At 59.5% G+C, this 25,276-nt stretch carries 25 protein-coding genes; 8 read left to right on the forward strand and 17 right to left on the reverse strand.

From position 1 onward, the window contains the following. From Q0X21_RS06315 to Q0X21_RS06325, 3 genes are all read right to left on the reverse strand, one after another. The coding region (locus tag Q0X21_RS06315) for an SPFH domain-containing protein (RefSeq protein ID WP_297850993.1) at positions 1-692 on the reverse strand (692 nt) is incomplete at its 3' end. 2 nt (positions 693-694) lie between these two features. Next, a complete protein-coding gene (locus Q0X21_RS06320) occupies positions 695-1,120 on the reverse strand; it encodes an NfeD family protein (protein WP_297850994.1) in 426 nt (141 codons plus the stop codon). A gap of 39 nt (positions 1,121-1,159) precedes the next feature. Further along, a complete protein-coding gene (locus Q0X21_RS06325) occupies positions 1,160-2,011 on the reverse strand; it encodes a DUF3097 domain-containing protein (protein ID WP_297850996.1) in 852 nt (283 codons plus the stop codon). Positions 2,012-2,046: 35 nt separating this feature from the next. Between Q0X21_RS06325 and Q0X21_RS06330 the strand changes: the two genes are divergently transcribed. After that, on the forward strand, positions 2,047-2,802 hold the full coding sequence (locus Q0X21_RS06330) for a hypothetical protein (protein WP_297850998.1): 756 nt from the start codon (positions 2,047-2,049) through the stop codon (positions 2,800-2,802). Here the strand turns inward: Q0X21_RS06330 and Q0X21_RS06335 are convergent, their stop codons facing one another. The 3 genes from Q0X21_RS06335 to Q0X21_RS06345 form a co-directional block, all read right to left on the reverse strand. Continuing rightward, a complete protein-coding gene (locus Q0X21_RS06335) occupies positions 2,803-3,852 on the reverse strand; it encodes a ferrochelatase (protein ID WP_297851000.1) in 1,050 nt (349 codons plus the stop codon). A gap of 37 nt (positions 3,853-3,889) precedes the next feature. Next, complete coding sequence (locus Q0X21_RS06340; RefSeq protein ID WP_367172754.1) at positions 3,890-5,557, reverse strand: DIP1281 family NlpC/P60 protein; 1,668 nt, start codon at positions 5,555-5,557, stop codon at positions 3,890-3,892. A 541-nt stretch (positions 5,558-6,098) separates the two neighbouring features. After that, the gene (locus Q0X21_RS06345; protein ID WP_297851002.1) at positions 6,099-6,593 is read right to left on the reverse strand and encodes a DUF6676 family protein; all 495 of its coding nucleotides are present in this window, start codon (positions 6,591-6,593) and stop codon (positions 6,099-6,101) included. Positions 6,594-6,791: 198 nt separating this feature from the next. Between Q0X21_RS06345 and acnA the strand changes: the two genes are divergently transcribed. Beyond that, positions 6,792-9,572 (forward strand): aconitate hydratase AcnA, encoded by a 2,781-nt coding sequence (gene acnA, locus Q0X21_RS06350; RefSeq protein WP_297851003.1) that lies wholly within the window; start codon positions 6,792-6,794, stop codon positions 9,570-9,572. A gap of 132 nt (positions 9,573-9,704) precedes the next feature. Next, positions 9,705-10,439: a glutamine amidotransferase gene (locus Q0X21_RS06355; RefSeq protein WP_297851004.1), complete on the forward strand. Its 735-nt coding sequence runs from the start codon at positions 9,705-9,707 to the stop codon at positions 10,437-10,439. On the opposite strand, the gene Q0X21_RS06360 is transcribed toward Q0X21_RS06355, so the two are convergent. Further along, positions 10,436-11,113, reverse strand: a complete 678-nt coding sequence (locus Q0X21_RS06360; protein WP_297851005.1) for an NAD(P)H-binding protein — start codon at positions 11,111-11,113, stop codon at positions 10,436-10,438. The genes Q0X21_RS06355 and Q0X21_RS06360 overlap by 4 nt on opposite strands. Before the next feature lie 65 nt (positions 11,114-11,178). On the opposite strand from Q0X21_RS06360, the gene Q0X21_RS06365 reads away from it, so the two are divergent. From Q0X21_RS06365 to Q0X21_RS06380, 4 genes are all read left to right on the forward strand, one after another. Beyond that, complete coding sequence (locus tag Q0X21_RS06365) at positions 11,179-11,448, forward strand: ACT domain-containing protein (RefSeq protein ID WP_297851006.1); 270 nt, start codon at positions 11,179-11,181, stop codon at positions 11,446-11,448. Positions 11,449-11,456: 8 nt separating this feature from the next. After that, positions 11,457-12,827 (forward strand): PFL family protein, encoded by a 1,371-nt coding sequence (locus Q0X21_RS06370; RefSeq protein WP_297851007.1) that lies wholly within the window; start codon positions 11,457-11,459, stop codon positions 12,825-12,827. Positions 12,828-12,867: 40 nt separating this feature from the next. Further along, on the forward strand, positions 12,868-13,509 hold the full coding sequence (locus tag Q0X21_RS06375; RefSeq protein WP_297851008.1) for a MerR family transcriptional regulator: 642 nt from the start codon (positions 12,868-12,870) through the stop codon (positions 13,507-13,509). 151 nt (positions 13,510-13,660) lie between these two features. Next, entirely contained in the window at positions 13,661-14,089 is a 429-nt protein-coding gene (locus Q0X21_RS06380) for a hypothetical protein (protein WP_297851009.1), read from the forward strand. Here the strand turns inward: Q0X21_RS06380 and Q0X21_RS06385 are convergent. The 10 genes from Q0X21_RS06385 to Q0X21_RS06430 all read right to left on the reverse strand — a co-directional run bounded on the left by Q0X21_RS06385 (position 14,086) and on the right by Q0X21_RS06430 (position 23,416). Then, positions 14,086-14,319, reverse strand: a complete 234-nt coding sequence (locus Q0X21_RS06385; protein WP_297851010.1) for a hypothetical protein — start codon at positions 14,317-14,319, stop codon at positions 14,086-14,088. The two genes, Q0X21_RS06380 and Q0X21_RS06385, sit on opposite strands and share 4 nt — an antisense overlap. A 62-nt stretch (positions 14,320-14,381) precedes the next feature. Further along, positions 14,382-15,275 (reverse strand): trypsin-like serine protease, encoded by an 894-nt coding sequence (locus tag Q0X21_RS06390; RefSeq protein ID WP_297851011.1) that lies wholly within the window; start codon positions 15,273-15,275, stop codon positions 14,382-14,384. Positions 15,276-15,302: 27 nt separating this feature from the next. Beyond that, the gene (locus Q0X21_RS06395; protein WP_297851012.1) at positions 15,303-16,931 is read right to left on the reverse strand and encodes an ABC-F family ATP-binding cassette domain-containing protein; all 1,629 of its coding nucleotides are present in this window, start codon (positions 16,929-16,931) and stop codon (positions 15,303-15,305) included. Positions 16,932-16,967: 36 nt separating this feature from the next. Next, positions 16,968-17,372, reverse strand: coding sequence for a metal-sulfur cluster assembly factor (locus Q0X21_RS06400; RefSeq protein ID WP_297851013.1), 405 nt, complete (start codon positions 17,370-17,372; stop codon positions 16,968-16,970). 6 nt (positions 17,373-17,378) lie between these two features. Beyond that, positions 17,379-17,846 (reverse strand): Fe-S cluster assembly sulfur transfer protein SufU, encoded by a 468-nt coding sequence (gene sufU, locus Q0X21_RS06405; protein WP_297851014.1) that lies wholly within the window; start codon positions 17,844-17,846, stop codon positions 17,379-17,381. Positions 17,847-17,915: 69 nt separating this feature from the next. Next, complete coding sequence (locus Q0X21_RS06410; protein ID WP_297851015.1) at positions 17,916-19,178, reverse strand: cysteine desulfurase; 1,263 nt, start codon at positions 19,176-19,178, stop codon at positions 17,916-17,918. A gap of 77 nt (positions 19,179-19,255) precedes the next feature. After that, complete coding sequence (gene sufC, locus Q0X21_RS06415) at positions 19,256-20,011, reverse strand: Fe-S cluster assembly ATPase SufC (protein ID WP_297851016.1); 756 nt, start codon at positions 20,009-20,011, stop codon at positions 19,256-19,258. Positions 20,012-20,061: 50 nt separating this feature from the next. Further along, entirely contained in the window at positions 20,062-21,249 is a 1,188-nt protein-coding gene (gene sufD / locus Q0X21_RS06420; RefSeq protein ID WP_297851017.1) for a Fe-S cluster assembly protein SufD, read from the reverse strand. A 6-nt stretch (positions 21,250-21,255) separates the two neighbouring features. Further along, positions 21,256-22,701 (reverse strand): Fe-S cluster assembly protein SufB, encoded by a 1,446-nt coding sequence (gene sufB / locus Q0X21_RS06425; RefSeq protein ID WP_297851018.1) that lies wholly within the window; start codon positions 22,699-22,701, stop codon positions 21,256-21,258. Next, positions 22,694-23,416 carry a metalloregulator ArsR/SmtB family transcription factor gene (locus tag Q0X21_RS06430; protein WP_297851019.1) on the reverse strand — a complete coding sequence of 241 codons (723 nt, stop codon included), beginning with the start codon at positions 23,414-23,416 and terminating at the stop codon, positions 22,694-22,696. Before Q0X21_RS06430 ends, sufB begins: the two co-directional genes overlap by 8 nt. Before the next feature lie 249 nt (positions 23,417-23,665). Between Q0X21_RS06430 and mptB the strand changes: the two genes are divergently transcribed. Next, positions 23,666-25,276, forward strand: a complete 1,611-nt coding sequence (gene mptB, locus Q0X21_RS06435; protein WP_297851030.1) for a polyprenol phosphomannose-dependent alpha 1,6 mannosyltransferase MptB — start codon at positions 23,666-23,668, stop codon at positions 25,274-25,276.

Genomic DNA, 25,276 nt, shown 5'->3' on the forward strand with positions numbered 1-25,276 from the left:
GTGGCCTGACGCTCAGCCTCTGCCGCGAGAATCGAAGCGTGCTTCTCGCCCTCAGCGGACAAGATTCGTGCCTGCTTCTCACCCTCAGCGGTCTTGATGTCAGACTCGCGGCGACCTTCCGCGGTGAGAATCATCGCGCGCTTCTCACGGTCCGCCTTCATCTGCATCTCCATGGACTGCTGGATCGACGGTGGCGGATCAATCGCCTTCAGCTCCACGCGGCTAATGCGCAGGCCCCACCTCGCGGTCGCAGCATCGAGCTCGCCGCGCAGACGACGGTTAATGGTTTCACGCGACGTCAACGTTTCTTCCAGAGTCATGCCGCCGACAACATCACGCAATGTCGCGGTGGAAATCTGCTCCACACCAACGATGTAGTTGTCCACACCGTAGATCGCACGGGCCGGGTCATTGATTTGGAATGTGACCACGGTGTCGATGGCCACGGTCAGGTTGTCCTGGGTGATCACGGCCTGTGGCGGGAAAGATACCACGCGTTCGCGGGTGTCCACGCGCTCACGAACCTTATCCACGAAAGGAATCAACAGCGTGATTCCGCCCGAGACAGTCCGCGTGTAGCGGCCCAGGCGTTCGATGACCGCTGCTTCACCCTGCGGGATCAGTGCGATGGCACGGAAGACCACCACGATGATGAAGACAAGTAGAACAAATAATAAGACAAGGGTTTCCATGGTCAGTCCTTCCAGACGACGGCGGTGGGGCCGTCAATATCGGCGACGGTGACATGCTCACCGGCGGGAATGGTGAAAGAGGGGTCGATGGCACGAGCAGACCAGATCGATCCATCGAGACGGACTTGCCCGCCAGTCGGAGTGATCTCCTCGAGTACTTCGGCCTTTGAACCGACGAGTGCCTTCGGAGACGTGTCCAATGCAGACGGCTTGAGGTAGCGGCGATGCAGCCACGGACGCAGAAACAGAATCAGGGCACCAGAGGAGAGCCCGAAGATCACGATCTCAGCCCACAGCGGAATACCGAATAGGCTGGCACCAGCTGTTGCCAGTGCACCTCCGGCGAGCATGAGGAAGGTGAATTCGCCCGCGGCGAGCTCTAAGCCTGCGAGCACCAATGTGCCAATGAGCCAAATAACTGTTCCCACAGGGTCAGGTTAACTCATGATTGTGGCGAGCCACGGGCGTCAAAAGCTTTCTTTGCTCAGTTCTGGGGTCGTGACAAAGTCAACGAGTCTTTCTACTGCACCGATAAGTGTGTGGTCGAGGTCGCGGAAGGTTTCCACGGCGTTGTAGACGCGATTCCATCCCTCACGTGGATCGGACCAGCCGACGCGCTGACAGATTCCGGTTTTCCAGTCCTCCCCCTTTGGTACGTCTGGCCATGCGCGAAGACCCAGGCGTTCGGGTTTCACGGCAGCCCAAATGTCCACGTACGGGTGACCGGTGACCAACACATGCGGGCCGACATCCGCAACAAGGCGGGATTCCTTCGATCCTTCGATCAGGTGATCCGCGAGAACACCAATCCTGCGTCCTGGCCCTGGCTGGAATTCAGCGAGGCGCTCGGGCAGATTGTCCAGCCCTTCGAGGAATTCAACGACCACCCCTTCCACACGCAGGTCGTGCCCCCAAACCTTTTCTACGATCGCCGCATCGTGGACGCCCTCGACCCAGATCCGGGAAGGCATTGCCACTTTCGCTTTCACATTTTCTACGCGACGCGAGCCAGAATTCGACCGCTGCGGTTCACGTTTGACCACCGGCCGCGTCAGCGTGACCCGCTGGCCTTCTACCAGGAACGCGCCGGGCAGCATTTTGAATAGTCTTTGCGCGCCGTAGCGGTCTTCAAGGCGCACGAATTCACCGTCGTATGTACGCTCAATCCCCACGACAAGGCCGACGAAATCATCACCGAAAACCTCCGCAACGATATCCGATGTTGCTTCGACCTGCGGGTACACCTTGGGTTTGTTGCGGGCGTGGCCTGCGAAAATATCTCCACCATACGGGTCTGCGTGGCTATTGAATCCGCTCATAGTGGGCCAGAGTGTATCCCGTATACTTCGCCAGCGTGAGTACGCGCGCCGAAGTCTATTCGCCCCTGCAAAATGCAGCCGTGTGGCTAGCCGCTTGGCTCTACGGCCACGAGTCCACAGACTCGCTCGTCAGCGCGTTGACTGAACTATTTGGCCGTAACTCTTATCAGCACCGGCCACTTGCACACTTGCTTCACGACGTCCGCGCCGACACCGACCTAGACACCCCCGGCCCTGCGGTGCGACTGATCTTGTCTGGTCCCGGGCAGGCACCGGAGCTGCCAGCTGGGTCAGCGGCTGCATCGGTTGCAGCACGGGTGAGCGACGGAAGCGCGATTGTCCTGCGTGGTTTTGATGAGGTCTCCCACATCCTTATCCCGGATGGCTCTGTAAGGCACGGCGTCGAATGGCGTTGGTTTGAGGAACACACTCCACTCCCCGAGCCGGCGTGGCTTTCTCCCGGCGAGGCCGACGCGCTGCTTTCCCAAGCAACGAATGAAGCCGCCGTCCTCATTGAGGCAACCGGTGGCACTCGTGCAGATCTACCGGATCCGCGACTAACGGTGGGGACTCTCGCTGATTTCTACGACACCCCTGGTCTTCCGATGGGCACCCCGCCCCGTGCAGCAAAGCTCTTTGCACGGGCAGATGCCGTCGCTGCAGTGATTGAAACGGTGGTTGACCGTCTCAATGACCACAGCTTTGACCCACAGTTATTTGGCCTGTGGCGCCATATCCGCACCGCGCGCATGGCCGGAGTGGCTGACGCGGTGCTGGAGTACCAGCGTTAGTTACGCGACCGGCTTCGGGCGCTGCGGAGCGCAGCAGCCTTCCTTGCAGGGAGCGCCGTTGATGGTGCAGCCCTGTGTCGTGATCGTCGACAAGCTCTTTGGCTCAGTGCCTGCGGCCGTGTTGTCGATGAGATCGAGGACGAGCTCCGCGAATACTGGCTCGAGGCCGACCGTCGGCGTGCGGTCGAGCGTGATCCCGCGCTCTTCGCATGCTTCCTTGAGCTCGGTGTCGAGGTCCCAAATGACCTCCATGTGGTCGGTGATGAAGCCGACCGGCACGCAGATAATGTGCTTGACGCCCTCGCCTGCATCGTCGATTTCCTCAGTGCGGTCGACGATGTCCGGCTCCAGCCACGGGGTACGCGGGTCGCCAGAACGCGACTGCCACACGACCTCGTAGTCCGGGACGCCAGCCTCGAGCGCGATCAGGCGGGAAGCTTCCGCGACCTGACGGGAGTACAGGTTCGGGTCCGTCGGACCACCAGAGACATCATCGGCGACATTAGGCACCGAGTGTGCAGTGAACAGGACGCGGGTCGTAGCTTGATCAGCCTTCTCCCATGCCGCACGGACGTGATCGGCCATGAGCTTGATGAAGATCGGGTGTGCGTAAAACTGCCACAGCTTGGTGAACTCAATCTCCGGGTGCGCTTCGCGCAGCTTCACGATGTCTTCGTCGTACTGGCGGCACGCCGAGTAGCCACCCCAGGCAGAAGTAGCGAAGACAGCGACACGCTTGTGTCCATCCGCCGCGAGCTGATCGACAGCATCAGCGGCGAATGGGTGCCAGTTGCGGTTACCGAAGTAGACGGGCAGATCCTGGCCCCGCTTGGCCAGTTCAGCCTCAACATTCTTGATGATCTCGCGATTCTGATCGTTGATCGGGCTCACACCACCGAAGTTGAAGTAGTGCTCACCGACCTCAGCGAGACGCTCGCGTGGGATACCGCGACCACGGGTGACATTCTCCAAAAATGGAATGACCTCGTCTTCTCCCTCGGGGCCACCGAAGGAAAGGACGAGGAGTGCATCGAATTGGCTATCAGACATGGCAACCAGTCTAGATCAGCCGAAGTAAGTAGTGGGCTTAGATCAGGCGGACAACATTCGGTGTCATACCGTTGTGGCGTACCGGGGACTTTTGCACGTTCATTCCGGTCTGTGGAGCCTCGATCATCATGCCGTCACCGAGGTAGATCGCCACGTGTTGGCTACCGCCGGCGCCCCAGAAGAGGAGGTCGCCACGCTGCATCTGACTTGCAGGCACCTGGGTACCGCGCTGGTACTGGTAGCCGGTGTAGTGCGGCAGAGAAATACCGACACCAGCGAAGGCATACAGAGTAAGGCCGGAGCAGTCGAAACCGGCCTTGCCGTTGTAGCCATTGCCGTCCAAGCCCATTGTTGCGCCATTGGCGTCGCCGCCGCCCCACACGTACGGGGTGCCGATCTGCGACTCGGCACGCGCGATGACAGCTTCAATTTGCTGTGCACGGTCGCCATCAGCGACCTCTTCGGTGCCACGGAGTGCGTCGGTGACTTCCTTTGCGTCGTTGACGTCCGGAAGCACATCAGCGACAGTCGTCCCCTCTTCTTCGTCGGTAGCAGCGACTTCTTCATTCGCGTCAATGCTTGACGACGGCGACGCGATAACCGACTCCTCCGAATCCTCAGCATTCGCGTACGGATCATCGAAATTGGAGTGCTCTGCCTGGGTTTGGCCAACCGCCTGAGCGAAAGCATCGAGCGCCGCTTCGACAGTGTCCGGATTAGCGAAGTCATTCAGCGAAGGGGCTGGTGCCGATTCCGGTACCGCAGGAGCTTCTACTGCTGCCTCTGCTTCTTCAACTGGCTCGGCGGCGGGAGTGTCTTCCTCCTGAGCCTCAGAAGCCTGCGAGGTTTCGGTTTCCTCAGTCGGCTCGTCCGCTGCAGCTTCCGTTTCAGGGGCCTCAGGTTCTTCGACTGGCGCCGGAGTTTCTTCCGTGGAGGTCTCAGGCACGGCCGATTCCTCTACCGCAGGTGCTGGAGCGACATCAGTCTCAATACCCACTTCAGCAGCTGCCTCTGGGCGCTGCTCGGCAAGTTCAGCCTGTGCCTCTTCAAGTTCAGTCGACGCAGCATCTCGCTGAGCCAAATGAGTCTCAAGCGATGCCAAGGACTCATCTAGCGTCGTACGTGCATTGACTTCGGCTTCTTCGGCCTTCGCCGCACGCTCGTCGGCAAGCCTACTGGCTTGACGCAGAGTTGATTCGTTATTGGCTGCTTCGGTTCGCGCGCGCTGCAGGTCCTCGAGAGCACGCTGCTTCTCCTCAGACTCCTTGCGCAGGAAGGTCTGACGATCAAGCGAGTCCTTACGCGCATCCGCATCCGCGTGGACGGGAGTTCCATTCGCACCACTCGAGCGGTAAGAGGAACGGGAGATCTGGTCGAGCTCCTCCTGTGCACGCTCAACATCTGCCTGTGTTTGGTTCAGGCGCTCACGCGCTTCGGCCGCACCGCGACGTGCCTGCTCTGCCAGCGACTGAGCATCGTGCAGGTCGACAAGAGCCTGGTTCACCGCCTCACGCAGATTGCCAATCTCAAGATTGATGCGATCGACATCTGCTTCATGCTTAGAGATCTCAGAAATGATCGCCGTCAAAGGCGATTCCTGAGCCACAGCCTCCACAGAGGTGCTAGCAACAGACAAAGTTGCCACGCATGCTGCCGCAGGAAGAATCGAGCGGAAGTTGCGAAGGCCAGTTCGACGGCGGGACAGATGGGGCCGCGAAGATGCGGAACGGACGGTGAAATCCACGGAGGTTTTCCTCTCACCGCACAATTCAAACCGGCCCGTGCCCATGCGGGCGCGAGCCGTGAATGAGCCAAACAGTCAAGTCTGACGTGCGGACGATTTGAATGATCACGGTTGTTAACCCGCGAGCTGGCATGACGGGACCGTCCGCGATAGTCCCCTGAAGTAATGATCCTTGGCGTGCTTCCCCACATGCCCGAATTCATAAGTTCTTCATGTGACGTATGCGGTGTTCGATAACGTCTGCCAGCTCACGAGCCGACATGCAAACCATAGGCCACAACACTTGTCTGTTGCACAACCTTTACCAACTTTCACACGCGTCAAGCCAAATCACATGACTGTGAGATTTGCCCATGCTGGGCTTTCCCGGCCTGATATTCAAGATGTGAAGTCCGTCACATTTGGGAATTTCCCTAACATCCTAGGCGGCTGAGCTCAGGACGACACGCCGGGATTTGCGCAATTTTCACGCCCTCCGTCAATGTTTGGTCAAGCGTTAAGGCTAGACGGAGTTTCGCTTCTGCGTACGCGAGGAGGCGAGCGAGACCGCAGCTGCTGCGACAACCATGACGAGGATAAGAATGCAGATGATTCCCCAAGGGACAGTGAATCCCTCTGCTTCGGCGCCGAAGGCTCGGACGCCGGCGGCATAGTCAGGCTCAGCGATCAACGCATACTGTCCTTTTTCAATCTGCGCGCGATTTAAGCTGTCACTGACTGCCGCTGTCGATGCGGGGGTCCGGACAATGACTGTGTCGAGCCCTGTTGCATGCTGTAGATCTTGTGCAAGATCGCGGAGTTCCCCCGGGCGCTGTCCCGTAGTTTCAAGCACCACTACCCCGGTTGGTCCGATTTCCCCCGCTTCGAGTTCGTCGAGTGCCCCCAAAAGATCAGTCTGCAGCGCATCGTTAACAGGATTGGCGGTGCCGAAGGCGACGTTGTCGTCGTTAAGCTGTGCTGCCAAGCCGTCGAAATCTGGCGCGTTGGAGGTGCTCATAGGTGCTCAATTTATCGGGGCCTACCCCTTAAATGGTGACGACGCGACGCAGACGGGGTAGCTAAAAGTCTGACTCGAATAATTGTGTGTGACCAAATACCACCTAAACAATGTGTGTGGCATAACATTGTTCTGTAGGGACCTGTAAGGGTCACACACCTAGATTTTCAGTTTTTGACAACGAGAAACGGAGCTCACGTGTCTGAAAGCAAGAACTCCTTCAACGCGAAGAAGACGCTCGAGGTCGGCGATAAGTCCTACGACTACTACGCCCTCGATGCCGTCGAAGGTATGGAGAAACTCCCCTACTCCCTCAAGGTGCTGGGCGAGAACCTCCTGCGCACCGAGGACGGCAAGAACGTCACCGAGGAGCACATCAAGGCCCTCGCTAACTGGGATCCATCGGCTGAGCCGTCCGTGGAAATCCAGTTCACCCCGGCTCGCGTCCTGATGCAGGACTTCACCGGTGTCCCCTGTGTGGTCGACTTGGCCACGATGCGTGAGGCTGTTTCCTCCCTCGGCGGCAACCCGGATCAGGTCAACCCCCTGAACCCGGCAGAGATGGTCATTGACCACTCCGTGATCATCGAGGCGTTCGGCTCCGAGAACGCTCTGGACAAGAACGTCGAGATTGAGTACGAGCGCAACGAGGAGCGCTACCAGTTCCTGCGCTGGGGTGCAGAGAACTTCTCCAACTTCCGCGTCGTCCCGCCGGGAACCGGTATTGTCCACCAGGTCAACATCGAGTACCTGTCCCGCGTCGTCTTCGACAACGAGGGCGTTGCTTACCCGGATACCTGTATTGGTACGGACTCCCACACCACGATGGAGAACGGCCTGGGCATCCTGGGCTGGGGCGTCGGCGGTATCGAGGCTGAGGCTGCAATGCTCGGCCAGCCGGTCTCCATGCTCATCCCGCGCGTTGTCGGCTTCAAGCTCACCGGTGAGATCCCGGTTGGCGTGACCGCTACCGACGTGGTTCTGACCGTTACCGAGATGCTCCGTGAGCACGGTGTGGTTCAGAAGTTCGTCGAGTTCTACGGCGATGGTGTCAAGGAGATCCCGCTGGCAAACCGCGCCACCATCGGCAACATGTCTCCGGAGTTCGGCTCCACCTGTGCGATCTTCCCGATCGACGAGGAGACCATCAACTACCTCCACCTCACTGGTCGCGATCAGGAGACCATCGACCGTGTCGAGGCTTACGCCAAGGCTCAGGGCATGTGGCTCGAGCAGGGCGCGAAGGAAGCAGAGTACTCCGAGTACCTCGAGCTCGACCTGTCCACCGTCAAGCCGTCCATCGCAGGTCCGAAGCGTCCGCAGGACCGCATCCTGCTGGAAGAGTCCAAGGAGACCTTCCGCAAGCAGCTGCCTGACTACAACACCGCTGGTGAGGGCCAGGCTGAGCCGGTCCGCGCTGAGAAGGTCGAGGCTGTTGATTACAACGTGTCCTGGCCGGCAAACGGCGAGTCCGCTGCCGTGGGCGCTGAGGGCCGCGCTTCCAAGCCGGTCATCGTCGAGTCCCCGCAGGGTGGCGAGTACACGCTCGACCACGGCATGGTCGCCATCGCTGCGATTACCTCTTGCACCAACACCTCCAACCCGTCCGTCATGGTCGGTGCGGCGCTGCTGGCACGTAAGGCTGCAGAGAAGGGCCTGAAGGCTAAGCCGTGGGTCAAGACCATTATGGCTCCGGGTTCCCAGGTCGTTGACGGTTACTACAACCGCGCTGACCTCTGGAAGGACCTCGAGGCTGTCGGCTTCTACCTCTCCGGCTTCGGCTGCGCATCCTGCATTGGTAACTCTGGCCCGCTGCCGAACGAAGTCTCTGACGCGATCAACGAGTACGACCTGACCGCTACTGCAGTGCTGTCCGGTAACCGTAACTTCGAGGGCCGTATTTCCCCGGACGTGAAGATGAACTACCTCGCGTCCCCGCTGCTCGTCATCGCATACGCGATTGCCGGCACCATGGACTTCGATTTCGAGTCCCAGCCGCTCGGCCAGGACGCTGACGGCAACGACGTCTTCCTGAAGGATGTCTGGCCGTCCGCAGATGAGATCGAGGGCGTTATCGCCGACACGATCTCCCGCGAGATGTACGAGAAGGACTACGCGGACGTCTTCAAGGGCGACAAGCAGTGGCAGGCACTCGATGTTCCGGAGGGCAAGACCTTCTCCTGGAACGAGGACTCCACCTACATCCGCAAGGCTCCGTACTTCGACGGTATGCCGGAGCAGCCGGAGGCAGTCGAGGACATCGCCGGTGCACGCGTGCTGGCTAAGCTGGGCGATTCGGTCACCACCGACCACATCTCCCCTGCTTCCTCCATCAAGCCGGGCACCCCGGCAGCGAACTACCTGGACGACAACGGTGTTGCTCGCCACGACTACAACTCCTTCGGTTCCCGTCGTGGTAACCACGAGGTCATGGTCCGCGGTACCTTCGCTAACATCCGCCTCCGCAACCAGCTGGTCACCGACGCTGGTGGCTACACCCTGGACTTCACCCAGGAAGGCAACCCGCAGGCGTTCATCTACGACGCTGCGCAGAACTACGCCGAGAAGAACATCCCGCTGGTCGTCCTGGCTGGTAAGGAGTACGGCACCGGTTCTTCCCGTGACTGGGCTGCGAAGGGCACCAACCTGCTCGGCGTCCGCGCTGTCATCACCGAGTCCTTCGAGCGTATTCACCGCTCGAACCTGATCGGTATGGGCGTGCTGCCGCTGCAGTTCCCGGAGGGCGAGTCCCACGAGTCCCTGGGCCTGGACGGCACCGAGACCTTCGATATCTCCGGCATCACCGCCTTCAACGACGGTGACACCATCCCGGAGACCGTCCACGTCACCGCCACGAAGGAAGGCGGGGAGAAGGTCGAGTTCGATGCTAAGGTCCGCGTTGACACCCCTGGTGAGGCCGAGTACTACCGCCACGGCGGCATTCTCCAGTACGTGCTGCGCCAGATGGTCAAGAACTAGTCGCGCCACACGCTCCGCATAGGAGCTAGCAAGGCCGGATCCCAGTTCGGGGTCCGGCCTTTTGCTTATCGACGCCACCGTTTATGGCCCCGAATTCACGCGAACTAGACCAAGCGGTATAGAATCACCGTCATGTCTCGTCTGCTGTTCTTGTCCTTGCGCGACGGCGCGATCGGCCCTGAGGTATCAATGGCCGAATACAACGACGTCCTCAACGCAACCGGTCTTGCTCCCGAGCAGCTTGAGCGTCGCATGATCCCTGATGAACACACACCGCTGGGTAGCCTCGACGGCTTCGACGGCATCATCGTGGGCGGCAGCTCCCTCAATATCACCAATGACGAATGGTCGCCGTGGCAGCGTCACATCGACGAGGTTCTCAGCGAAGTCGTCGCTGGCCCATTGCCTGTCTTCTTTGTTTGTTTCGGCCTCAGCTGGCTCACCCACCACCTGGGTGGCACTGTGACGCACTCGCACCCGGAAGCGGCGGGACCGAGCGTGGTCAATCTTTTGCCCGCCGCTGCCCAGGACCCGCTTACCGCTGGGTTGCCCACGGAGTTCACCGCACTTACTGGGCACACGGAAAATGCCGAGCCTCTTGCTGACAAGCTCGTACTGCTTGCCAGTGGCCCGACGTGCCCGGTGCAGATCGTTCGCTACGGCGAGCACGTGTGGGCTTCGCAATTCCACGCAGAAATGGACCACGCGGCGATGAAGGCCCGCATGGACTTCTTCTACGACTACGGGTACTTCCCCGCCGAGGAATACGACACGATCGTCGCCGCACTCCCCGGCGTGGACACCACGTACGCGAATGAGTTGCTCCGCCGTTTCACCGCGTACTGCGGTTTAAGCGGCGCTCATTAGAGCTGCGAAGCAGGGGTTTCGCCGTCCTCGAAATCAAAAGGATTCGGCTCCAGTCCCCCACGGTCAACAGCCTCAACAATGACTTGCGCGACCAATTCGCGCGAGGTCGTCGACTCAGAATTCCTCAGCTCAGTCAGCACATTCAGCCCGTTTGCTGGCTTGTCTGTTAGAACCGTCGGACCCAGAATTGTGTACGGCAGATCAGAAGCAAGCAGACGCTTATCCACGGTCTTCTTCGACTCCACGTACGCGTACCACGACCCACCGTCGTCCTCAGCGGTGGCTTCGGCCGCGCCTGCGTAGGACACCATGATGAAGTGTGGCGCAAATTCGCCGAGCTCCTCGAGTGCGTCAACAGCCTTCAATGCTGCATCACGGTCCACAGCATACGTGCGCTCAGCATCGCCGCCACCGGCACCGGCCGACCAAACAACGGTGTCGAACGGAGTGATCAGACGAGCCCAGCCCTCCTCATCAAGGGTGGTGAGGTCTTGGATGATGACGGTGGCGCCTGCGTCGATAAGCGACTGCGCATGGTTCGGATTGCGCACGAGCGCGGCGACCTTGTGCCCTGATTCTACGAGCAGCGGCACCGTGTGTTTGGAAACATTTCCTCCCGCCCCAAGGACGAGAACAAATTTGCTTGCGTCTTGCACATTTTCTTCAGTAGTCATGCGCACCACCGTAACCGTGAAAGCCGATCACTGCCGCTACCTATTCGAGTCGTAGGATGGTGCTCATGTACGCGATTATCACCACCACTGGACCGGACCGCGTCGGCATTATTGCTGGCGTCGCACAGGCAGTCGCCGACCACGACCTAAATATCGTCGATGTCTCCCAAACGATCATGGATGACTTCTTCACCATGATCCTTCGCGCTGAATTGCCCACCGAGAACTTCGATATTGCCGGACTTCAAGACACGATGATCGCGCTCGGTAAAGAGCTCGGTGTGGACATTCGCGTCCAGTCCGAGGCCCTGTTTACCGCGATGAATGAGGTCTAGGCGAAAAAATGGCGAATCAGCTGAATTTCAAAGCCGCCAATATCGTCGACGTCATCTCGATGATTGAGGATTACCGGCTGGACATCCGCACCGTCACCATGGGCATCTCACTCATTGGCTGCACACGCTCAACCATGGAAGCGACCGCAGACGCCGTCTACGATCGCGTGACCACTCGTGCCGCTCGGCTCGTCGAAGTCTGCGAGGGCATCGAACGCGAGCTGGGCATCCCGATCGTGAATAAGCGCGTTTCTGTCTCCCCCATCGCGCTCGTCGCCGCTGGTGTGGAAGGCAACCCCGCCGATATCGCGCATGCACTGGATCGCGCGGCGACCGAACTGGGCATCAACTTCATCGGTGGGTACTCAGCTCTCGTGGAAAAGGGCGCAACGGAAGCCGACAAACGCCTGATCCATTCCATCCCTGAAGCGCTGTCGGAGACCAGCTTCGTGTGCGGCTCGGTCAACATCGCATCATCGCGCGCGGGCATCAACATGGATGCAGTGAAAACCATGGGCGAAGTGGTCAAAGATGCTGCCGCTCGCACAGCCGATGAATCCTCGATCGCCTGTGCCAAGCTCGTCGTTTTCGCCAATGCCGTTGGCGACAACCCGTTCATGGCTGGTGCCTTCCACGGTATTGAGGAACCTGACACCGTCATTTCCGTCGGTGTCTCCGGCCCCGGTGTCGTCGATCGCGCCATCACCCCGCTTAAGGGAAAATCACTCAACGAAATCGCCGAGGAGATCAAGAAGGCCGCGTTCAAGATCACCCGCGCTGGCCAGCTCGTGGGAAATCTCGCCGCTGAGCGACTCGGTGTTCCATTCGGCATTGTTGATCTCTCCCTCGCCCCGACGGCTGAGGTCGGCGATTCCGTCGCCCACATCCTCGAGCACATGGGGCTGGGACAAGTGGGCACCCACGGCACCACCGCTGCTCTCGCGCTGCTTAACGACGCCGTCAAGAAAGGCGGCATGATGGCCTGCTCCCGCGTCGGCGGCCTCTCCGGCTCCTTCATCCCCGTCTCCGAGGACCAGGGCATGATCGACGCCGTACGCTCCGGGTCTATCTCCTTGGACAAGCTCGAAGCTATGACATCTATCTGCTCCGTCGGCTTCGACATGATCGCGATCCCCGGCGACACCCCCGCTGCAAGCATTGCGGGCATGATCGCCGACGAAGCTGCCATCGGAGTGATGAACCATAAGACCACCGCCGCACGCCTCATCCCCGTCCCCGGCACGAAACCCGGCGACGAGGTCAACTTCGGTGGACTCCTCGGCTACGCCCCCGTTATCCCCGTTAACGAGGCCAATAGTCGAGTCTTCATCGAACGCGGTGGGTTCATTCCCGCGCCAGTACATGGGTTCCGGAACTAGTGCTTGACCCTCACGTGGCGTCATAGTTCAGAATGACGACATGAGGATTTCTGATGTTGCTGCCGCGGCAGGCTGCTCGGTTCGTGCAATCCGGCACCTACACGAAACCGGTGCTGTACCGGAGCCCGCGCGCACATCGAGCAACTATCGCGATTACACACTCTCTGATCTCGCGGCGGTACTCCGCGCTCGCGCGCTTATCGACGCCGGAGTACCCCTTGCCCACATCCACTCCCCAGACGCCATAGATAGATCACTGGAACTCATCGAGTCCCAGATCGCCCACCTCACACGACAGCGCGAACGGCTTTCCAGAATGAAAGTCGCACCCTTGGGAATGCCGGATGACCTGCGAGGTCAATTCATTTCACTCCTAGGGGACACTGATTTCGTCCGTGGCGAGCTCGAAAGTTTCGATCTCATGGCGCTCACAGGGGTGGCCACGGTCGCAACGTGGGACCAGCTGCGTACCAACCTCGGTGATCCCGACTGCGTGGCTGCAACGCTGGAGTTCGCGCGGGAGTGGGAAAAAGGCGACGCCGATAAGCTTGCGGAACTACTGCCTCTTGGAATCATGCGTGGTGTCTCTGACACACTCATACCGGGCGAGCTGCCGCTTAAGGCTGCGGATTCTCGGTGGCCAGCTGTCGTCGAGAGGCTAGCGGGGGTGTTCCGTGACTAAGGTACTTCAGCTACTGTGGCGACACCCGGGGGTCCGTGCGGCACGTTACGAGTGGAGTCTCTACCGAGACCTCTGGCGGTGGTCGCGTGGACAGATTCTCGTTCCGGATAGCGCAGTAGTTCTTCCCCACCAGCCCGGTCGGCTTCAGCTGGTGGGGATGTTCTCAGTGGTCATCCTTATCGAACTCGTCGTCATGCACTTGCTGCTGCCGGAAGGCGTGCTTCGTGTCATTGCGCTGCTGATATCGGTTTGGGGGCTTGTCTTCATTTGGGCTCTCATCGGCAGCGAGAGGATCCGGCCGTCATACATCGACAGCGAGCGCGTGGTGCTGCGTCGTGGCCGGAAAGTCTTTGCGGACATCCCCCTAGAACTCATCGCTAAGCGGTCGCGTTCACGCGGTCATGCAGCTGAGACTGTGATCGTCGACGCGGAACTCACCCTAGGTGGACCTGCCGGTACCGACACACTGCTTACGCTTCACACGCCTATCGATGCCGCCGAAGACACCTACCCCTGGCAAAAGAAGCGGACGCAGCCGGTCAGCCGCGTCCGCTTCTATTCAGGCGATGTCGTAGGTTAACGCTTCTTGCCTACCGTGAAATATGCAGCCCAGCCCACGGTGTTCACGGCACCAATGAAGGTGGTCCAGAACCACTTCGGTCCGCGCAGCTTATCGGTCTTGGTGCGGGATAGATCCCACAACGCGTAGCCCTTAAGCGCAGTGTCGATGGCGCCGAAGATGCCGGCGGCGGTCTTTTCTTCCTTGCTGAGGGAGTTCCAGGCTTCCTTGAATGAATCAATCGGGTTCATGGTTTTCATCTTTCTCTTCTCAGGTTGCATTCGCCACTTCCCATCGTAAAAAGCGGTCGCAACTACTGCATAAAGGCGTGCAGGATCGCGCCGAAAATCAACCCACCAAGCGCTACCCCACCGAGGACCAAACCGATCGCTGCACCTTCCGGGTCGGAAAAGCCCAAAACGCCGAGCACATTCATAAACGAGCTGCCAGGATCAAGGTCTTGTTCCTGGATGTTGACATGGCTGCCGAAGTACTTGTTAATCAGCGCAGATTCCTCAGCTGTGCTCACGATCGGACCTTCAGCAGGAACGTTGCCCGTGACCACATAGCGCTTACGACCGAATCGGTCAGTGATCTCAAAGCTGGTGGAAAGGACACCGACCAGCCCGCGACGCGGAAGGTACACGGGCCCGCCCGAGTCGCCATTAAGTGCGCTCTTTGAGGTCTCCATCAATACCTTGTTGCCGATGGTCCCGATCACTCGCCCACAATCCGATTTGCCCAAGGCCCCGTGTGAGGTGTGGCCATGGAAACAGATCTTTTGACCACGGTGGACCTTCTCAATAGGTTCGATGCCATCACGATCAAACGTGTTGGGATTGATGGTTACTCCGTCTTTCCAACGGATGATGGCCCAGTCATTCGACGTGGTGCGTTCGTCGTAACTGGGGGCAAGAGAAATGTTTCCAGCATGGATCCAACGCTGGTTCCCCTTGCCGTCTTCTTTAGTCAGGTACACCCGTGACACACCGTGCGCACAGTGCCCAGCGGTGTAGCTGATTCGATTATCGGGATCGTTGTACCCGATCGTGCAGTTGCCCCGCAGAGTGCTGAATTGCCACCCCTGATTCACCTCAGGAGGATTGCGTACAGACGACTCCGCATTCGCCTCTGCCACACCCATCCCAGCCGTAATAAGACTGAGAGCCAAAACCATACAAATGAACTTCTGCAGCCTCACTACCATGGCTTTTATTCTAGAGATCAGGAATCTTTAAGCCAATTCCACGATTTCCATATAGTCGTCGCTCCATAGGTCTTCGTCACCCTCCGGCATGATGATGACCCGCTCGGGCTCAAGCGCCTTCACCGCACCGGGATCGTGAGTCACAAGCACGACGGCACCGGTATAAGTCTTCAAAGCGTCGAGGACTTGCTCGCGGGACTGGGGATCGAGGTTGTTGGTGGGCTCGTCGAGAAGCAGCACATTAGCGCGGGAGGACACGAGCGTGGCTAGCGCGAGGCGTGTCTTCTCACCACCGGAGAGTGTGCCTGCCGGTTGCTCGAGCTTTTCGCCGGAGAACATGAAAGCGCCAAGCAGACCACGCAGATCCTGCTGGCCGGCATCGGGACATGCCTCGATGGTGTTCTCCCAGACTGTCTTGTCGCCGTCGATCGTGTCGTGCTCCTGCGCGAAATAACCGATCTTCAGTCCGTGTCCTGTGACCAGTCCGCCTTCACCGTCGGTGCGTTCCACGCCAGCAAGCAGTTTGAGCAGGGTCGTCTTACCGGCGCCGTTGGTGCCCAGCACAACCACGCGGGAACCTTTATCAATCGCGAGGTCCACGCCCGCGAACACTTCCAGCGAACCGTACATCTTGGTCAGGCCTTTGCCGAACAACGGCGTCTTCCCGCACGGTGCGGGCTCCGGGAAGCTAATCGACGCGACCTTGTCAGCTACGCGCACTTCATCGAGCTCGTTCATCATGCGGTCCGCGCGAGCCAACATCTGCTTCGCGGCAGCAGCCTTGGTGGCTTTCGCGCCGAGCTTGGCGGCTTGCTTCTGCAGGGCTGAGGCTTTCTTTTCCGCATTCGCCCGTTCACGACGGCGACGTGCTTCGTCATCGGCGCGGGCATCTTTGTACTTAGAAAAGCCCATGTTGTACACATCCGCTTCCCCACGCACAGCGTCCAGGAACCAGACTTTGTTGCACACGGCGTCGAGGAGTTCGACGTCGTGTGAGATCATAATCAGCCCGCCGTCGTGCTTGGACAGGAAATCACGCAGCCAGGTAATCGAGTCGGCGTCGAGGTGGTTGGTGGGCTCGTCGAGAAGCAGCGTGGTTGCGGACTTGCCCGCGCCATCATTGGCCGCGAAGAGAATTTGAGCAAGCTCCACGCGTCGGCGCTGACCACCCGACAGTGTCTTGAGTGGCTGATCCAGAATGCGCGCGGGAAGCCCGAGGTTGTCACAGATCTGCGCGGCCTCCGCATCCGCTTCATAGCCACCGAGAGCCTGGAAGCGCTCCTCGAAGCGGGAGTATTTGGAAATCGCAGCATCGCGCTTGGAACCGTCTTCGGTCTCCATGATCTCCTGTTGCCGCTCCATGGAAGAACGCAGCTGATCGAGCCCGCGGGCCGACAAGACGCGATCGCGCGCGGTTTGCTCGATATTCCCCTCGCGAGAATCCTGCGGCAGGTAGCCGATCTCGCCTGTACGCGTCACCGAACCGCCATAGGGCTCAGTCTCCCCCGACAAAATGCGCATCGTGGTGGTCTTGCCCGCACCGTTGCGGCCTACTAGGCCGATTCGGTCGCCCGCCTGCACGCGCAAGTGCTGGCCGGGCGCATACAGAAGGGTGCGGGCGCCGACGCGAACTTCGAGGTCGTTGGTGACAATCACAACGGGTCAGTTTACCGTTGCGGTCAAATCATCTGATTAGACGGCGAAGCCGAGTGCGCGAAGCTGCTCGCGGCCTTCCTCAGTGATCATGTGCGGGCCCCACGGCGGCATCCAAACCCAGTTCAAGGTCATGGCGTCGACGGTGCCGGAGCCAACAGCGGCCTGCTCGGCCTGCTCTTCGATGACGTCGGTAAGCGGACAAGCAGGCGACGTCAGCGTCATGTTGATCACGGCACGGTTCTTGTCGCCTTCTTCCTCGATCCAAATGTCGTAGACGAGACCGAGGTCAACGATATTGATGCCCAGCTCCGGGTCAATCACGTCGTGCAAGTACTCGGCGACATCAGCGGCGATCTGGATCTGCTTTTCGGTCTGCTCTGGGCGCTCGCCAGGACCGTCAAAGCTCGACTTGGAGGTACTTTCTTCATTCGGGGTGGTCATAACTGGTCACTCCTTGTTCTGGTTGTTTTCAATCTCGGTGATCGCATCGCTCGTTGCAGCTTGAAATGCCTTCCAACCGAGCAGTGCACACTTCACGCGTGCAGGGAATTTCGCCACACCGGCAAAGGCGATTCCATCGCCGATGAGACTAGCGTCGCCTTCTTTTTCGCCCTTGGACGTGATCATCTCCTCGAAAGCATCAAGCTTCTTCATCGCCTCAGCGACAGGCAGACCGATCACTTCCTCGGTGAGCACGCTTGTCGACGCCTGCGAGATCGAGCACCCTTCCGCGTCATACGAAATATCTTCGACAGTGTTGCCGTCTTCAGACAGGTGGACACGGAGTGTGAGCTCGTCACCGCACGACGGGTTGACGTGGTGCACCTCGGCCTCGTACGGGTCACGCAGACCCGCGTTCTGCGGGTTCTTGTAGTGGTCGAGGATGACCTCTTGGTACATCGACTCTAGGTTCATGCGTTTCTTTCTTCTGCCTTGACCTTTTAAAACTTCTGATTGCTTTAAGTTCTACCTTGCTCAACGACGCTAGGCACCGAAGAATTCCTTGGCAGCCTTGATGCCGTTAATAAGCGTGTCGATCTCTGCCTTTGTGTTGTACAGGTAGAAACTAGCGCGTGCGGTGGACTGTGCGTCCAAGCCGCGGTGGGCTGGCCAGGCGCAGTGGTGTCCAACGCGAATGCACACGCCCTTCGAGTCGAGGACCTGCCCCAAGTCGTGGGGGTGAATGCCGTCAACCACGAAGGAGATGGCGCCACCACGCGAATCGGCTGTTTCCGGACCAATGATGCGAAGACCCTCGATCTCCTTCATACGCTCCAAGGTATAAGCGGTGAGCTCGTGCTCGTGAGCAGCGACCTTGTCCATGCCGATCTCATTGAGGAAATCGATGGCGGCGCCCAGACCGACAACCTGGCTAGTCATCTGTGTGCCGGCCTCGAAGCGCTGCGGTGCCGGCGCAAAGGTCGAACCCTCCATACGGACAACTTCGATCATGGAGCCACCGGTGAGGAAGGGCGGCAGTGCGTCGAGAAGCTTTCCCTTGCCGTAAACGACCCCGACGCCGGACGGACCGCACATCTTGTGGCCGGAGAAGGCGCTGAAGTCCACGTCAAGAGCGTGGAAATTGACCGGCTGATGCGGCACCGACTGGCATGCATCCAGCACGGTGAGAGCACCGACAGCCTTTGCGCGTCGGACGAGCTCATCAACATCGGCAATCGCACCCGTGACATTCGACTGGTGGGTAAAAGCGACGACCTTGACCGTCTCATCGAGCTCGAGGGAATCGAGATCAATGCGGCCATCATCGGTCATCCCGTACCACTTCAACGTTGCGCCAGTGCGTCGAGCGAGCTCCTGCCAAGGTACGAGGTTGGCGTGGTGCTCTAGTTCCGTGATCACGATGGTGTCGCCTTCACGGATCTGGAGGTCGCCAGCACGATCGTCGCCAAGCGTGTAAGCGACGAGGTTGAGCGCCTCGGTCGCATTCTTCGTGAACGCAATCTCATGGCCCTCTGCCCCGACGAACGTAGCGATCTTCTCGCGAGCTGACTCGTACGCATCCGTGGCTTCCTCGGCCAACTGGTACGCGCCACGGTGAACAGGCGCAAAAGTATTCAGCACGAACTGTTCTTCCGCACGCCATACACGTTCCGGGCGCTGCGAAGTCGCACCAGAATCGAGGTACACCAAGGGAGTGTCCTCACGCACGGTGCGCGAAAGGATCGGAAACTCCGCGCGAATTGCGTCGGTGTTCAAAGTGCCATCGGGGTTTACGTACTGAGTCATGGAGCTCGGTTCTCAACTAGATAATGAATGGGGAATAGAAAACGGCCGGCGAAAAGGGCCGGCCGTTCGTTGAGGGTTTAAACGAATGCCTCGTAGCCCTCAGCCTCGAGCTTCTCTGCCAGCTCGAAGCCACCGGAATGCTTGATCACACCGTCGGCGAAGATGTGCACGTGGTCCGGGCGCACGTAGTTCAGGATGCGCTGGTAGTGCGTAATCATCAGGATGCCGCCGTTGGTCTCCTCCTGGTAGCGGTTGATGCCCTCGGAGACAATGCGCAGTGCGTCAACGTCAAGACCGGAGTCGGTCTCGTCCATGACTGCGAACTTCGGCTTCATCAGGGAGAGCTGCATGACCTCGTGGCGCTTCTTCTCGCCACCAGAGAAGCCCTCGTTGACGGAGCGCTCGCTGAACGACGGGTCGATCTTCAGCTCGTCGCGGACCTGGTTCAGCTCCTGGACCCACTCACGCAGCTTCGGTGCCTCGCCGCGAACAGCGGTGACAGCGGAACGCATGAAGTTGGAGGAGGACACGCCAGGGACCTCGACCGGGTACTGCATAGCCAGGAAGAGGCCAGCGCGTGCACGCTCGTCGACTTCCATCTCGAGGAGGTTCTCACCGTCGAGAAGCACCTCGCCCTCGGTCACCTCGTAAGACGGGTGGCCGGACAGGGTGTAGGCCAGCGTGGACTTGCCGGAGCCGTTCGGGCCCATGATGGCGTGGGTCTCACCGGAGTTGATGGTCAGGTTGACGCCCTTGAGGATCGGAGTCGGATCCTGGCCTTCCTCAAGTGGGAGGACCGAGGCGTGGAGGTTTTTGATTTCCAGAGTAGGCATAGAACTCGTTTCTCTTTCGTCTTTAAAGTGTGTTCCCTTTAGCCAGGGCCCTACAGGTTGACCTGCTCGAGCTCGCCGGACACGCGATTGATCAGTTCTTCGCGTACGGACTCGACAGGGATGCGGTTGAGGACTTCGTTGAAGAAGCCACGGACGATCAGGCGACGCGCCTCGCCATCCGGGATACCGCGGGACTTGAGGTAGAACAGCTGCTCTTCATCGAAGCGGCCGACGGTAGCGGCGTGGCCAGCACCAGGGATGTCACCGGTCTCGATCTCGAGGTTCGGGATCGCATCAGCGCGTGCGCCGTCGGTGAGCACGATGTTGCGGTTCGCCTCGTAGGTCTCGGTGCCAGATGCGTTGGAGCGGATCAGGACATCGCCGACCCAGCAGGTGCGTGCGTCAGGCAGCTTGGAGTCTTTGTCGCCCTGCAGTGCACCCTTGTACAGCACGTTGGAACGGCAGTACGGGTGGTTGTGGTCAACCAGGAGACGATTCTCGATGTACTGGCCGTCGTCGGCGTAGTACACACCATTCAGCTCAGCGTCGCCGCCGGTACCTGCGTACTTCACACGCGGGGTATTACGGACAACTTCGCCGCCGAAGGTAGCCACGGTGTGGCGCAGGACAGCGTCGCGGCCGACAACGATGCTCTGGGCACCGACGTGGACTGCGTCGTTATTCCACTCGCCATCGACAACCACGTTGATGTGCGCATTGTCGCCGATATTGAAGTTGACGTTGTCAGCGTGGGTACCGGAGCCGGTGTACTGCACGATAACGGTGGCACGGGAGCTCTCCCCTGCCTCAATGTGCAGGCCAGCAAACGTGGTGTTGTCCAGACCAGCACCGGTCGTGGTGATCACGATCGGCTCAGCCAGGTCAGCATTCGCCGGGATGGTCACGATCGATGCATGCGGCATGGAGGTCCATGCCTGAGCAGCGATGCGGTCGGTCGGGGCGGTGACGGACTTCAGTCGTTCGTCATCACGCGAAACCTCCTCGACGGTGACCTCGGCAGGGGCCTTGATATCCACCTGCGCGTCGGTCTGCTCAGCGAACTTGCCGTTGTGCAGGCCACGGAGGCGACGCAGGGAGATGAAGCGCCAGACTTCGTCACGGCCCTGCGGAACCTCAAAATCATTCACGTCATAAGAAGCGAACAGGTCGCCCTTGTTGTCGTGGAAGGTCGCGTTGCCAACGCGCTTCTTAGCGGGAGTTGCGGTTGCTTCAGTCATGAGGGTTTAACCCACCGATCCTTCCATCTGCAGTTCAATGAGTCGGTTGAGCTCCAGCGCGTACTCCATCGGGAGCTCCTTAGCAATCGGCTCGATGAAGCCGCGGACGATCATTGCCATTGCGTCTTCCTCGGAGATGCCGCGCGACATCAGGTAGAACAGCTGCTCCTCGCTGACCTTCGACACCTTCGCCTCGTGGCCCAAGGTCACGTGGTCGTTGCGGATGTCGTTGTACGGATACGTATCCGTACGCGAGATGTTGTCCACCAGCAGCGCGTCACACTCAATATTGGAGTGGGAATTCTTCGCGTTTGCGTTGATCTGCACCAGACCGCGGTAGGCAGCACGGCCACCATTACGGGAAACAGACTTAGACACAATGTTGGAAGAGGTGTTTGGTGCCATGTGAACAACCTTTGCACCAGTGTCCTGGACCTGGCCCTCGCCACAGAACTGAGCGGACAGGACCTCACCACGGGAGTTCGGGCCGGTCATCCACACTGCCGGGTACTTCATGTTCACCTTGGAGCCGATGTTGCCATCGACCCACTCCATCGTGGCACCTTCCTCGGCGCGTGCACGCTGGGTGACCAGGTTGTACACGTTGTTGGACCAGTTCTGAATCGTGGTGTAGCGGCAGCGCGCGTTCTTCTTCACGATGATCTCAACTACAGCAGCGTGCAGCGAGTCAGACTGGTAGATCGGCGCGGTGCAGCCCTCGACGTAGTGGACGTATGCGTCCTCGTCGACGACGATCAGGGTGCGCTCAAACTGACCCATGTTCTCGGTGTTGATGCGGAAGTATGCCTGCAGCGGGATCTCCACGTGCACGCCCTTCGGGACGTAAATGAAGGAACCGCCAGACCACACAGCAGCATTCAGTGCGGAGAACTTGTTGTCACCAGCCGGGACGACAGAGCCAAAGTATTCCTTGAACAGCTCCGGGTACTCGCGCAGACCGGTATCGGTGTCAACGAAGATAACGCCCTGCTCCTCAAGGTCCTCACGGATCTTGTGGTAGACAACCTCAGACTCGTACTGCGCAGCAACACCTGCAACGAGGCGCTGCTTCTCAGCTTCCGGGATACCCAGCTTGTCGTAGGTGTTCTTAATGTCTTCCGGCAGGTCTTCCCAGCTCGTCGCCTGCTTCTCGGTGGAGCGGACGAAGTACTTGATCTGGTCAAAGTCGATGCCAGACAGATCCGGACCCCAGTTAGGCAGGGGCTTCTTGTTGTACATCTCCAGCGCCTTCAGGCGCTGTTCCAGCATCCACTCCGGCTCATTCTTGGCCGCAGAGATGTCGCGGACGACCTCTTCATTGAGACCACGACGGGCAACAGAACCTGCCTCATCAGAGTCGTGCCAGCCGTAGTTGTACGGCCCCATCGACTCAATGATCTCATCATCATTCATCGGCTTTTCCAGGCCGGGTGCGGGAGTCGTACTAGTCATCGTCTCCGCTCCTTTCGCAATCTGTTTCCTCCAGCTTGGGTCTTTCGCTCGCTGCGAGACTGATGTGCGTAGTACACACACCATCACCGTTGGCAATCAGTGCCAGCGGTGCGACGTGCGCACCCACCAGTTCCGCGATTAGCTCGTGCTCAGCTTCACAAATTTCCGGGTACTCGGCAGCGACCGCGTGAACCGGACAGTGATGCTGACACAGTTGCAGACTTGAGCCTACGTGGTTCGCTTCAGCCGCGTAGCCATGGGCTGCAAATGCATCTGCAACACGGGTTGCGGCACCAGCAACATCGCCGGTAGCAACACCAGAATCTCGCTTATCGACGCTCCCTAGCAACCTTTGCGCCCTCTTCCGCGCCAAATTCCGCACTGCCTCTCTACCACCGAGTTCTTCAATCTCGGCGATGGCCTCGAGGGCGAGTTCGTCGTAGCCGTTGCCAAAGCTGTCTCGCCCGTCTTCAGTAAGGCGGTAGTGCTGTGCTGGGCGGCCACGTGTTGGCTTCGCCGACGGCGACTGTGATTGGGGCGGGCATGCTTCCACGAGTTCCTCATCGAGCAATTTGTCTATGTGCCGGCGTACACCAGCTGGCGAGAGCTCCACCTTCTTAGCGAGTTCTGCTGCCGTGGCCGGGCCAGTCCGCAACATCGTGGACATGATGCGTCGACGAGTCTGACCATCGGTCGACCGCTGTGCACCAGGCATTGTCGCGTCCCAGCTCCTTTCTAAAACGCCTAGAAAACCTAGAAAACTAGGAAAACCACGTCAGCTGCCCTCGCTGAAATGGGCAGCTCACCTTTAGACAACACTAGTGTGCGTTAATTTCAGGGTTTCTTCAAGGTTTGGTTCCACACCGTCGGGCTTTTGTACACTGCATCTGTGAAATCGCAGACCGGTCGAACCGTTTCTGAGGAGAGCGCACAGCAGCCCTCCTCCGGTCGCCGACCCGCCGGCATCTACCGGATCCTGCGCGAACTACCTCGTCTCGGCCGGCCGGGCTCACGCTCAGCCGAACTCCACTCCGATCCTCTTGGCGGGATGGCCCCATCGGCTACGCCATCCATTTGGGAACGCAACCGGTTTGAACTGCTTCGCGTCCTCGGCCTCATTGGCACGTTGCTGATGGGTCTTGGCGGTATCGGCGGCGGAGCACTGCCTGTGGTTGATGCTTCGAATACTTCATTCGGGTCACTCCCCTTCGGGGCGATGATGGGGCGGATGATGTTGGCGTCGTCAAGCATTGTGCTTGTTGGCGTTGCTTTGCTCGTTGTCGCGTGGCTGCTTATGGGCGCATTCGTCGGCGCGGCTGGCGGCCCTTCGCGAGTTGGTGTGTCGGTGCTTTTACGTACCTTCGGCGCGTGGGTCTTCCCGCTGGTTTTCACCGCTCCGCTGTTCACGCAGGATATTTACTCGTACCTTGCACAAGGCGCGATCGTTGCCGAAGGCATCGACCCGTATTCTGCAGGCCCAGTCCAGCTGCTCGGCCACGAGCATCCACTCGCGCGCAGTGTGCCTTTTATTTGGGCTGAATCGCCCTCACCGTACGGGCCTATCGCGCTCGGGATTTCTTCGCTCATTGCACAGCTGACCGGCACGAATATCTTCTGGGGCGTGTTCTGCCACCGTGTGTTGTCGCTGCTCGGTGTGGCTGCGGCAGCATGGGCGATCGTGGCACTGGCCAATCGCTGTGGGGTCAACCGCTCTGCCGCTGTGTGGCTGGGCGTGCTCAACCCGCTGGTGATCCTGCACCTCGTTGGTGGCATTCATAATGAGGCGATCATGATGGGCATTTTGCTCGTCGGTCTCGAGCTCGGTTTGCGTGGAGTCGACCGGCTTCGTGCGCCTTCCGGATGGTGCTTATTAGTCATTTCAGGTGTGCTGATCAGCTGCGCCGGAATGGTCAAGGTGACAGGCTTCCTCGCGCTAGGTTTCGTTGGCATGGCGCTTGCACGGCGCTGGGGCGGCGTGCTGGGAATCGTGTGCGCTGCTGCATTCCAAGCTGTCGTGATGGTGTGTTCGATTGCCGCTGCCACTGTGATCACCGGGATCGGGCTCGGTTGGATCACAGGCCAAGGCGGAGCTGCAACGATCCGCAGTTGGCTGTCCGTGACTACTGATGTCGGCGTGATCTCGGCATTCTTCGGCCAACTTCTCGGGCTTGGCGATCACTCCGAAGCGACGCTAGTGATCACTCGCACCTGCGGACTCATCATCGCCGTCGCGTTCTGCCTCCGCATGCTCTGGGCAACTTTCAAGGGCACGATTCACCCCGTTGGGGGGCTCGGTGTGGCCACCTTGGTGCTCGTCCTGCTCTTCCCCGTGGTACACCCGTGGTACCCGCTCTGGGGCATCATGCCGCTCGCCGGGTGGGCTAACCGCACCTTCTTCCGAGCAGGTACCGCGGCATATTCGGCGCTCTTCAGCTTCGTCGTTCTCCCCCGTGGGCTGGCACTTCCAGCGGGTGCGGTGGCCATGATCTACATCAACGCACTCATCGCTGTGATCGTGATCGCCCTGCTCGCTTGGGCGTGGTTCCGGTTCCGTGGACAAAAAGTTCTACACTAA

The sequence above is a fragment of the uncultured Corynebacterium sp. genome, from assembly GCF_947253065.1.
GTDB lineage: Bacteria > Actinomycetota > Actinomycetes > Mycobacteriales > Mycobacteriaceae > Corynebacterium.

Excerpts from the sequence above, each read along its gene's own strand:
- Q0X21_RS06325 (WP_297850996.1), bottom strand. The coding sequence starts at position 2,011 with ATGAGCGGATTCAATAGCCACGCAGACCCGTATGGTGGAGATATTTTC.
- Q0X21_RS06335 (WP_297851000.1), bottom strand. The coding sequence starts at position 3,852 with ATGTCTGATAGCCAATTCGATGCACTCCTCGTCCTTTCCTTCGGTGGC.
- Q0X21_RS06345 (WP_297851002.1), bottom strand. The coding sequence starts at position 6,593 with ATGAGCACCTCCAACGCGCCAGATTTCGACGGCTTGGCAGCACAGCTT.
- Q0X21_RS06355 (WP_297851004.1), top strand. The coding sequence starts at position 9,705 with ATGTCTCGTCTGCTGTTCTTGTCCTTGCGCGACGGCGCGATCGGCCCT.
- Q0X21_RS06360 (WP_297851005.1), bottom strand. The coding sequence starts at position 11,113 with ATGACTACTGAAGAAAATGTGCAAGACGCAAGCAAATTTGTTCTCGTC.
- Q0X21_RS06365 (WP_297851006.1), top strand. The coding sequence starts at position 11,179 with ATGTACGCGATTATCACCACCACTGGACCGGACCGCGTCGGCATTATT.
- Q0X21_RS06370 (WP_297851007.1), top strand. The coding sequence starts at position 11,457 with ATGGCGAATCAGCTGAATTTCAAAGCCGCCAATATCGTCGACGTCATC.
- Q0X21_RS06375 (WP_297851008.1), top strand. The coding sequence starts at position 12,868 with ATGAGGATTTCTGATGTTGCTGCCGCGGCAGGCTGCTCGGTTCGTGCA.
- Q0X21_RS06385 (WP_297851010.1), bottom strand. The coding sequence starts at position 14,319 with ATGAACCCGATTGATTCATTCAAGGAAGCCTGGAACTCCCTCAGCAAG.
- Q0X21_RS06390 (WP_297851011.1), bottom strand. The coding sequence starts at position 15,275 with ATGGTAGTGAGGCTGCAGAAGTTCATTTGTATGGTTTTGGCTCTCAGT.
- Q0X21_RS06400 (WP_297851013.1), bottom strand. The coding sequence starts at position 17,372 with ATGACCACCCCGAATGAAGAAAGTACCTCCAAGTCGAGCTTTGACGGT.
- sufU (WP_297851014.1), bottom strand. The coding sequence starts at position 17,846 with ATGAACCTAGAGTCGATGTACCAAGAGGTCATCCTCGACCACTACAAG.
- Q0X21_RS06410 (WP_297851015.1), bottom strand. The coding sequence starts at position 19,178 with ATGACTCAGTACGTAAACCCCGATGGCACTTTGAACACCGACGCAATT.
- sufC (WP_297851016.1), bottom strand. The coding sequence starts at position 20,011 with ATGCCTACTCTGGAAATCAAAAACCTCCACGCCTCGGTCCTCCCACTT.
- sufD (WP_297851017.1), bottom strand. The coding sequence starts at position 21,249 with ATGACTGAAGCAACCGCAACTCCCGCTAAGAAGCGCGTTGGCAACGCG.
- sufB (WP_297851018.1), bottom strand. The coding sequence starts at position 22,701 with ATGACTAGTACGACTCCCGCACCCGGCCTGGAAAAGCCGATGAATGAT.
- Q0X21_RS06430 (WP_297851019.1), bottom strand. The coding sequence starts at position 23,416 with ATGCCTGGTGCACAGCGGTCGACCGATGGTCAGACTCGTCGACGCATC.